Genomic DNA, 6,806 nt, shown 5'->3' with positions numbered 1-6,806 from the left:
GGGCGCCGGCGTCGTCGCCTCCATCATCGAGTGATCTGACAAGAAAAAACGGGGACGCGCCGCGGAACGCGCGCGTCCTTCATTTCCCCGGAGCCTTTGAGCCATGAACGGCCAGAACATTCGAATTCGCCTGAAGGCGTTCGATCACCGCATCCTCGATGCGTCGACGCGTGAGATCGTCGCCACGGCCAAGCGCACGGGTGCGCAGGTGCGCGGCCCGATTCCGCTGCCGACGCGGATCGAGAAGTTCACCGTCAATCGCTCTCCGCACATCGACAAGAAGTCGCGCGAGCAGTTTGAGATGCGTACTCACAAGCGGTTGCTCGATATCGTCGACCCGACTCCCCAGACCGTGGACGCGCTGATGAAGCTCGACCTCGCCGCTGGCGTCGACGTCGAAATCAAGCTCTGACGTGAGGCGAGGAGACACGACCATGCGGTCAGGCGTCATCGCCCAGAAGGTTGGCATGACCCGCATCTTCACCGATGCCGGTGAGCACGTGCCGGTCACTGTGCTGAAAGTTGAGAGCTGCCAGGTGGTTGCCCACCGTACGCTCGACAAGAACGGTTATGTTGCGGTTCAGCTCGGTGCTGGCCGTCGCAAGCCCAAGAACGTGACCCGCGCCGAGCGTGGCCACTTCGCGGTCGCCCAGGTCGAGCCCAAGCACAAGCTCGCCGAGTTCCGCGTGCCGGAAGACGCGCTGATCCCCGTCGGCGCCGAGATCACGGCTGACCACTTCGTTGTGGGCCAGTACGTGGACATCACCGGCACCACCATCGGCAAGGGCTTTGCCGGCGGCATGAAGCGCCACAATTTCGGTGGTCTTCGCGCCACCCACGGCGTGTCCATCTCGCATCGTTCGATCGGTTCGACCGGCGGCCGTCAGGACCCGGGCAAGACCTTCAAGAACAAGAAGATGCCTGGTCACATGGGTGACGTCACCGTCACCACCCAGAACCTCAAGGTCGTCATGACCGACGTCGAGCGCGGCCTCATCGCCGTCGAAGGCGCCGTTCCCGGCCATGCGGGCGGCTGGATCACCGTGCGCGACGCGGTGAAGAAGAAGCTGCCTGCCGAGGCTCCCAAGCCCGGCGCGTTCAAGCTGAACGGGTCCGAAGCGGCTCCCGCCGCCGAAGCCGTCAATGAGGAGGGCGCGTGATGGAAATCACCGTCAAGACGCTCGACGGCATCGACGCCGGCTCGGTGACCCTGTCGGACGAGATCTTCGGTCTCGAGCCGCGGGCGGATATCCTGCACCGGTGTGTCACCTGGCAGCTGTCGCGCCGCCAGGCCGGCACCCATCGCACCAAGGGCCGTTCGGAGATCAACCGCACGTCCAAGAAGATGTACAAGCAGAAGGGCACCGGCAACGCCCGTCACGGCGCCGCCTCCGCTCCGCAGTTCCGCGGCGGTGGTCGTGCCTTCGGTCCGGTCGTGCGCTCCCATGCCATCGACCTGCCGAAGAAGGTGCGTGCGCTCGCCCTGAAGCATGCCCTGTCGTCGAAGGCCAAGGCGGCGCAGATCATCGTGCTCGACAAGGTCTCCCTTGACGATCCCAAGACGAAGGCGCTCAAGGAGCACTTCGCCAAGCTGGGTCTCGAATCGGTCCTGATCGTGGACGGTGCCCAGGTGGAGCAGAATGTGGCGCTCGCGGCGCGCAACCTGCCCTATGTGGACGTGCTCCCGATCCAGGGCATCAACGTCTATGACATCCTGCGCCGCGACACCCTGGTCCTGACCAAGGCCGCCGTGGACGCGCTGGAGGCGCGCTTCAAATGAGCCCGCAACGCACTATCGAGCCGCGTCATTACGACGTGATCCGTTCCCCCGTCATCACCGAAAAGGCGACGGCGGCGAGCGAGTACAACAAGGTTGTCTTCAACGTCGCCAAGACTGCCACGAAGCCTGCCATCAAGGAGGCCGTGGAAAAGCTCTTCGACGTGAAGGTGAAGAGCGTGAATACGCTGGTCCGTAAGGGCAAGGTGAAGATCTTCAAGGGCCGCAAGGGCGTCCAGAGCGACGTCAAGAAAGCGGTCGTGACCCTCGAAGAGGGCCAGAAGATCGACATCACCACGGGCCTCTGAGAGCTGAGGGGAACGGGACAAGACCATGGCGCTGAAGCATTTCAAGCCGGTCACGCCGAGCCTTCGCCAGCTCGTGATCGTGGACCGCTCCGGCCTCTACAAGGGCAAGCCGGTGAAGACGCTGACCGAGGGCAAGAGCGCCTCGGGCGGCCGCAACAATAACGGCCGCATCACTGTCCGCTTCCGCGGCGGTGGTCACAAGCAGACCTATCGCCTGGTGGATTTCAAGCGCACCAAGCGTGGCGTCCCGGCGGTGGTGGATCGGATCGAATATGATCCGAACCGCTCGGCCTTCATCGCCCTCATCAAGTATGAGGACGGTGACCTGGCCTACATCCTGGCGCCGCAGCGCCTGGCGGTGGGCGATCAGGTGATCGCCGGCGAGCAGGTGGACGTGAAGCCGGGCAATGCCGGGCCGCTGTCCTCGCTGCCGGTGGGCACCATCGTCCACAACGTGGAGCTGAAGGTGGGCAAGGGCGGTCAGATCGCCCGCTCCGCCGGCACCTACGCGCAGATCGTCGGCCGTGATCAGAGCTATGTGATCGTGCGCCTGAATTCGGGTGAGCAGCGCCTTGTTCTTGGCGCCTGCTACGCCACTGTGGGCGCGGTCTCCAACCCCGACCACATGAACATCTCGCTCGGCAAGGCCGGGCGCAGCCGGTGGCTGGGTCGCAAGCCGCACAACCGCGGCGTGACCATGAACCCGGTCGACCATCCGCACGGCGGCGGCGAAGGCCGCACCTCCGGTGGCCGTAACCCGGTCACCCCCTGGGGCTTCCCCACCAAGGGCAAGAAGACCCGGAACAACAAGGCGACGGACAAGTTCATCGTGTCCAGCCGCCACAAGCGGAAGAAGTGAGGGCCTGACACATGACACGGTCTATTTGGAAGGGCCCGTTCGTCGACGGCTACCTCCTGAAGAAGGCGGAAGCCGCTTCCGGCACCGGTCGCCGCGACGTTATCAAGATCTGGAGCCGGCGCTCCACCATCCTGCCCCAATTTGTGGGCTTAACCTTCGGCGTCTACAACGGGCACAAGCACGTGCCCGTGAACGTCTCCGAGGAAATGATCGGCCACAAGTTCGGCGAGTTCGCGCCGACCCGTACCTACTACGGGCACGCGGCCGACAAGAAGTCGAAGCGGCGGTGATCGGTCATGGGTAAGCAGGCAAAGCCCCGCGCGCTCGCGGACAACGAAGCCAAGGCGGTGCTGCGCAATCTGCGCATCTCCCCCCAGAAGCTCAACCTGGTCGCGGGCCTGATCCGCGGCAAGAAGGTGGCGACGGCCCTCGCCGATCTCGAGTTCTCCCACAAGCGGATCGCCCGCGACGTGCGGAAGTGCCTCGAGAGCGCGATCGCCAATGCCGAGAACAACCACGAACTCGATGTGGACGACCTGGTCGTCGCCGAGGCGCACGTGGGCAAGGGTCTGGTCATGAAGCGGTTTTCTCCCCGTGCGCGCGGTCGCGCCTCGCGGATCGAGAAGCCCTTCGCCCACATCACCATCGTGGTGCGGGAAGTCGAGGAGCGGGCCTGATGGGTCAGAAGGTCAATCCGATCGGGCTTCGGCTCGGCATCAACCGCACGTGGGACAGCCGCTGGTTCGCCAACAAGGGCGAGTACGGCAAGCTGCTCCATGAGGACATCAAGATCCGCGAGATGCTGTTCAAGCAGCTCAAGCAGGCCGCGGTGTCCAAGGTGGTGATCGAGCGTCCGCACAAGAAGTGCCGCGTGACCATCTACTCCGGTCGTCCCGGTGTGGTCATCGGCAAGAAGGGCGCGGACATCGACAAGCTGCGCAAGAAGGTGTCGGAGATGACCTCCTCGGAGGTCTTCATCAACATCGTCGAGATCCGCAAGCCCGAGATCGACGCTCGTCTCGTCGCCGAATCCATTGCCCAGCAGCTCGAGCGCCGCGTGGCGTTCCGCCGGGCCATGAAGCGCGCGGTGCAGTCGGCCATGCGTCTCGGCGCCGAAGGCATCCGTATCAATTGCTCGGGCCGCCTCGGCGGCGCTGAGATCGCGCGCCTTGAATGGTACCGCGAAGGCCGCGTGCCGCTGCACACCCTGCGTGCGGACGTGGACTACGGCACCGCCACGGCCTTCACCACCTACGGCACCTGCGGTGTCAAGGTGTGGGTCTTCAAGGGCGAGATCCTCGAGCACGATCCCATGGCGCAGGACAAGCGCCAGGCCGAGCAGGAAGCCGGTCCCTCCTCGCGTCCCCAGCGGCGTGAGCGCGGCGACCGCGAGCGTGGCGATCGCGGCGACCGCGATCGCGGCCACCGCGCCTGACGGCTGCCGAGAGAGAAGGCGATTAAGCCATGCTGCAACCCAAGCGCACCAAGTTCCGCAAGCAGTTCAAGGGACGCATCCACGGCGTCGCCAAGGGCGGTACGGAGCTGAACTTCGGCGAATTCGGCCTCAAGGCCGTCGAGCCGGAGCGTGTCACCGCCCGCCAGATCGAGGCGGCCCGCCGCGCGCTCACCCGTCACATGAAGCGTGCCGGGCGTGTGTGGATCCGCGTGTTCCCGGACGTGCCGGTCTCTGCCAAGCCCACGGAAGTGCGCATGGGCAAGGGCAAGGGCGCTCCCGAATATTGGGCGGCCCGCATCAAGCCCGGCCGCATCATGTTCGAGATCGACGGGGTGAGTGTTGAGACCGCCCGCGAGGCCCTGACCCTCGCGGCGGCCAAGCTGCCCATCAAGACGCGCTTCATCCAGCGCATCGCCGAGTGAGGAGAGGCTCATGAAAGCCGAGGACGTTCGGGCCCTCAGCCCCGATCAGCTCGCCGATGAGCTGCTGAAGCTGAAGAAGGAACAGTTCAACCTGCGCTTCCAGAAGGCGACGGGTCAGCTGGAGAACACCGCGCGGTCCAAGCAGATCCGCCGCGATATCGCGCGGATCAAGACCGTGCAGACTGTCAAGCGTACCGGTGCGCCGGTGCAGAAGGCGAAGTGAGGAAGCGATGCCGAAGCGCGTGCTCCAGGGCGTCGTGGTGAGCGACAAGACTGACAAGACCGTGGTGGTCCGGGTGGAGCGCCGCTTCACCCATCCGCTGCTGAAGAAGACCGTGCGTCGGTCCAAGAAGTATCACGCCCACGACGAGGCCAATGCCTGGACGGTGGGGGATACGGTGTGGATCGAGGAGCACCGGCCGATCTCCAAGCTCAAGAACTGGATCGTGATCCAGGGCGAAAAGCGCGCCGAGGTCTGATAGAAGATTTTCCGTCCGGATGGATCGTCCGGACGGAGAAGGCTCCGGCGCCGGGTCCGTCGTCTCGATGAGAGACCGAGTGGAGACCGCACCGCGGCAGCACCGTGTTCCGATGAGCGGCCACGGTAAACAAGGGTTGAGGCAATGCCGGCGCGCCGGCGGCGCCGGATGACGAGAACAGGTGCGTCATGATCCAGATGCAGACCAATCTCGACGTGGCGGACAATTCCGGTGCGCGTCGCGTCATGTGCATCAAGGTACTTGGCGGTTCCAAGCGGAAGTATGCCCACGTGGGCGACATCATCGTGGTGTCGGTCAAGGAAGCTATTCCGCGCGGCCGCGTGAAGAAGGGCGACGTGATGAAGGCCGTGGTGGTTCGCACCGCCAAGGACATTCGTCGCGTCGACGGCTCTGTGATCCGCTTCGACCGCAACGCGGCCGTGCTGATCAACAACAACAAGGAGCCGGTGGGCACTCGTATCTTCGGACCGGTTCCGCGCGAGCTGCGCTCGAAGAACCACATGAAGATCATCTCGCTGGCGCCGGAGGTGCTTTGATGGCCGCGAAGATCAAGAAGGGCGACAAGGTCGTCGTCCTCACCGGCCGCGACAAGGGGCGCACCGGCGAGGTTATCCAGGTGATGCCGAAGGAGGAGCGTGCGCTCGTCCGCGGCGTCAATATCGTCAAGCGTCACCAGCGCCAGACGGCGAACCAGGAGGGCGGGATCATCTCCAAGGAGGCTCCCATCCAGCTGTCGAACGTCGCCGTTGCCGACCCCAAGGACGGCAAGCCGACCCGCGTCGGCTTCCAGGTGCTGGAAGACGGGACCAAGGTCCGCGTGGCCAAGCGTTCCGGGGAGAGGATCGATGGCTGAGGCGACATATACCCCGAAGCTGCGCACCTTCTATGATGAAGTGGTGCGGCCTAAGATGATCGAGCAGTTCGGCTACAAGAACCCCATGGAAGTGCCGACGATCGACAAGATCGTCATCAACATGGGCGTGGGCGAAGCCACTGCCGATACCAAGAAGGTGACGACCGCCGCCGCCGACCTGGCGCAGATCGCCGGCCAGAAGCCGGTCATCACCCGGGCCCGCAAGGCGATCTCGAACTTCAAGCTGCGCGAGAACCAGCCGGTCGGCGCGAAGGTCACCCTTCGCAAGGCGCGCATGTACGAGTTCATGGACCGGCTCGTCAGCATCGCGCTGCCGCGGGTGCGGGACTTCCGGGGCCTGAACCCGAAGAGCTTCGACGGCCGTGGCAATTATGCGATGGGCGTCAAGGAACACATCGTGTTCCCCGAGATCAACTACGACCGCGTCGAGCAGATCTGGGGCATGGACATCATCGTGTGCACCACCGCGAAGACGGATGAGGAAGCCCGCGCCCTTCTGAAGGCGTTTAATTTCCCTTTCCGTCAGTGAGCGTCTAGAAGGGGCGCTTCGCGCGAGCGGGGCGCCCGGCCTTTCCGCCCAGGCGGAGAGGTGAAGCGACAAGTGACAGCG

14 protein-coding genes are annotated in these 6,806 nt (G+C 64.5%); all 14 read left to right on the top strand.

The window, feature by feature from the left end:
• The first annotated feature begins 103 nt into the window (after window positions 1-103).
• Window positions 104-412 (top strand): 30S ribosomal protein S10, encoded by a 309-nt coding sequence (rpsJ, locus tag V5F48_RS17940; RefSeq protein WP_012113701.1) that lies wholly within the window; start codon window positions 104-106, stop codon window positions 410-412.
• Window positions 413-434: 22 nt separating this feature from the next.
• Window positions 435-1,160, top strand: a complete 726-nt coding sequence (gene rplC, locus V5F48_RS17935) for a 50S ribosomal protein L3 (RefSeq protein ID WP_282641850.1) — start codon at window positions 435-437, stop codon at window positions 1,158-1,160.
• Complete coding sequence (gene rplD, locus V5F48_RS17930; protein ID WP_282641851.1) at window positions 1,160-1,780, top strand: 50S ribosomal protein L4; 621 nt, start codon at window positions 1,160-1,162, stop codon at window positions 1,778-1,780. Before rplC ends, rplD begins: the two co-directional genes overlap by 1 nt.
• Window positions 1,777-2,085 carry a 50S ribosomal protein L23 gene (locus V5F48_RS17925; RefSeq protein WP_138398142.1) on the top strand — a complete coding sequence of 103 codons (309 nt, stop codon included), beginning with the start codon at window positions 1,777-1,779 and terminating at the stop codon, window positions 2,083-2,085. The genes rplD and V5F48_RS17925 overlap by 4 nt, the downstream gene beginning before the upstream one ends.
• 25 nt (window positions 2,086-2,110) lie before the next feature.
• Complete coding sequence (gene rplB / locus V5F48_RS17920; RefSeq protein ID WP_394108110.1) at window positions 2,111-2,944, top strand: 50S ribosomal protein L2; 834 nt, start codon at window positions 2,111-2,113, stop codon at window positions 2,942-2,944.
• Window positions 2,945-2,955: 11 nt separating this feature from the next.
• Entirely contained in the window at window positions 2,956-3,234 is a 279-nt protein-coding gene (gene rpsS / locus V5F48_RS17915) for a 30S ribosomal protein S19 (protein ID WP_394108111.1), read from the top strand.
• A 6-nt stretch (window positions 3,235-3,240) separates the two neighbouring features.
• Window positions 3,241-3,621, top strand: coding sequence for a 50S ribosomal protein L22 (gene rplV / locus V5F48_RS17910; RefSeq protein WP_394108112.1), 381 nt, complete (start codon window positions 3,241-3,243; stop codon window positions 3,619-3,621).
• Window positions 3,621-4,379 (top strand): 30S ribosomal protein S3, encoded by a 759-nt coding sequence (gene rpsC, locus V5F48_RS17905; RefSeq protein ID WP_138398141.1) that lies wholly within the window; start codon window positions 3,621-3,623, stop codon window positions 4,377-4,379. The genes rplV and rpsC overlap by 1 nt, the downstream gene beginning before the upstream one ends.
• Window positions 4,380-4,408: 29 nt before the next feature.
• Window positions 4,409-4,822 (top strand): 50S ribosomal protein L16, encoded by a 414-nt coding sequence (gene rplP, locus V5F48_RS17900; protein ID WP_012113709.1) that lies wholly within the window; start codon window positions 4,409-4,411, stop codon window positions 4,820-4,822.
• Window positions 4,823-4,832: 10 nt separating this feature from the next.
• Entirely contained in the window at window positions 4,833-5,045 is a 213-nt protein-coding gene (gene rpmC / locus V5F48_RS17895) for a 50S ribosomal protein L29 (protein WP_138398140.1), read from the top strand.
• A gap of 7 nt (window positions 5,046-5,052) precedes the next feature.
• A complete protein-coding gene (rpsQ, locus tag V5F48_RS17890) occupies window positions 5,053-5,301 on the top strand; it encodes a 30S ribosomal protein S17 (RefSeq protein ID WP_282641855.1) in 249 nt (82 codons plus the stop codon).
• Window positions 5,302-5,489: 188 nt separating this feature from the next.
• Window positions 5,490-5,858, top strand: coding sequence for a 50S ribosomal protein L14 (gene rplN, locus V5F48_RS17885; protein WP_138398138.1), 369 nt, complete (start codon window positions 5,490-5,492; stop codon window positions 5,856-5,858).
• Window positions 5,858-6,175, top strand: a complete 318-nt coding sequence (gene rplX, locus V5F48_RS17880; protein ID WP_012116758.1) for a 50S ribosomal protein L24 — start codon at window positions 5,858-5,860, stop codon at window positions 6,173-6,175. The genes rplN and rplX overlap by 1 nt, the downstream gene beginning before the upstream one ends.
• The gene (rplE, locus tag V5F48_RS17875) at window positions 6,168-6,725 is read left to right on the top strand and encodes a 50S ribosomal protein L5 (protein WP_012116757.1); all 558 of its coding nucleotides are present in this window, start codon (window positions 6,168-6,170) and stop codon (window positions 6,723-6,725) included. The genes rplX and rplE overlap by 8 nt, the downstream gene beginning before the upstream one ends.
• The last annotated feature ends 81 nt before the right edge of the window (window positions 6,726-6,806 follow it).

The organism is Xanthobacter autotrophicus ATCC 700552, assembly GCF_043194565.1.
Lineage (GTDB): Bacteria > Pseudomonadota > Alphaproteobacteria > Rhizobiales > Xanthobacteraceae > Xanthobacter > Xanthobacter autotrophicus_F.
The sequence above is the reverse complement of the archived record's forward strand: the minus strand, read 5'-3'. Positions and strand labels throughout refer to the sequence as shown.

Coding starts and splice junctions, on each gene's coding strand:
- rpsJ (WP_012113701.1), top strand. CDS start 104: ATGAACGGCCAGAACATTCGAATTCGCCTGAAGGCGTTCGATCACCGC.
- rplC (WP_282641850.1), top strand. CDS start 435: ATGCGGTCAGGCGTCATCGCCCAGAAGGTTGGCATGACCCGCATCTTC.
- rplD (WP_282641851.1), top strand. CDS start 1,160: ATGGAAATCACCGTCAAGACGCTCGACGGCATCGACGCCGGCTCGGTG.
- V5F48_RS17925 (WP_138398142.1), top strand. CDS start 1,777: ATGAGCCCGCAACGCACTATCGAGCCGCGTCATTACGACGTGATCCGT.
- rplB (WP_394108110.1), top strand. CDS start 2,111: ATGGCGCTGAAGCATTTCAAGCCGGTCACGCCGAGCCTTCGCCAGCTC.
- rpsS (WP_394108111.1), top strand. CDS start 2,956: ATGACACGGTCTATTTGGAAGGGCCCGTTCGTCGACGGCTACCTCCTG.
- rplV (WP_394108112.1), top strand. CDS start 3,241: ATGGGTAAGCAGGCAAAGCCCCGCGCGCTCGCGGACAACGAAGCCAAG.
- rpsC (WP_138398141.1), top strand. CDS start 3,621: ATGGGTCAGAAGGTCAATCCGATCGGGCTTCGGCTCGGCATCAACCGC.
- rplP (WP_012113709.1), top strand. CDS start 4,409: ATGCTGCAACCCAAGCGCACCAAGTTCCGCAAGCAGTTCAAGGGACGC.
- rpmC (WP_138398140.1), top strand. CDS start 4,833: ATGAAAGCCGAGGACGTTCGGGCCCTCAGCCCCGATCAGCTCGCCGAT.
- rpsQ (WP_282641855.1), top strand. CDS start 5,053: ATGCCGAAGCGCGTGCTCCAGGGCGTCGTGGTGAGCGACAAGACTGAC.
- rplN (WP_138398138.1), top strand. CDS start 5,490: ATGATCCAGATGCAGACCAATCTCGACGTGGCGGACAATTCCGGTGCG.
- rplX (WP_012116758.1), top strand. CDS start 5,858: ATGGCCGCGAAGATCAAGAAGGGCGACAAGGTCGTCGTCCTCACCGGC.
- rplE (WP_012116757.1), top strand. CDS start 6,168: ATGGCTGAGGCGACATATACCCCGAAGCTGCGCACCTTCTATGATGAA.